General features: G+C 43.3%; 1 protein-coding gene. It reads left to right on the forward strand.

Going from position 1 to position 679, the window contains the following annotated elements; genetic code table 11:
- Positions 1-125: 125 nt before the first annotated feature.
- On the forward strand, positions 126-679 hold a 554-nt coding region (locus NC799_RS18335; protein WP_465248826.1), incomplete at its 3' end, for a transposase family protein.

A 679-nucleotide genomic window follows, 5' to 3' on the forward strand; every position in this document is an offset into this window, starting at 1 on the left:
AGGGAAAAGGAATTTATTGGAAAAACTCCTTTTATTGACTCCACAAAATGTGTCTCTGTTTTTTCTCGTCCTCACCCTCGATAATAGGACTGTTACCTAAATTAAGGGAAATGGAGAGGAAAATCATGGAGGAAACGTTAAGGAATGAAATTGCAGCCTTCCGATTTGGATTAATTGCCCAAATTGCGCAACGGAAGCTTCATCTAGGGGAGAAGTCTGCCCTTTTAAGAGAAATCGCTAAGGGTCGATACACCATTCCAGGAAGCGAAAAGACAACGGTAAGCATACGGAGCTTAGAAAGATATCTAAAAGCGTATGAGGATGGCGGGTTTGATGCGCTTAAGCCACAAGCAAGAGAGAAGAAAGGTAGTCTTAAGACGATAGATCCAATGGTTTTGGAACAGGCTATTGCCCTTCGGCAAGAACTACCAAGCCGAAGTGTGGAACAAATTATTCGGATTCTAGAGTTGGAGGAGAGAGTTCCTCCTGGAAAATTAAAGCCTCGAACGCTTTCGCGCTATTTTCAAGAACAAGGGTGGAGCCGAAGGGATCTCAATCATTCGATTAGAAAAGCCTTCCAACAATTTGAACATGAGGCGGCGAATGATTGTTGGCAAGCGGACACTCAGCATACGTTATATCTTCCAGACCCTAAGAATCCAAAGAAACGCAAGAAAGC

Origin of the sequence: Aquibacillus salsiterrae (assembly GCF_028416595.1) — a bacterium.
GTDB lineage: Bacteria > Bacillota > Bacilli > Bacillales > Amphibacillaceae > Aquibacillus_A > Aquibacillus_A salsiterrae.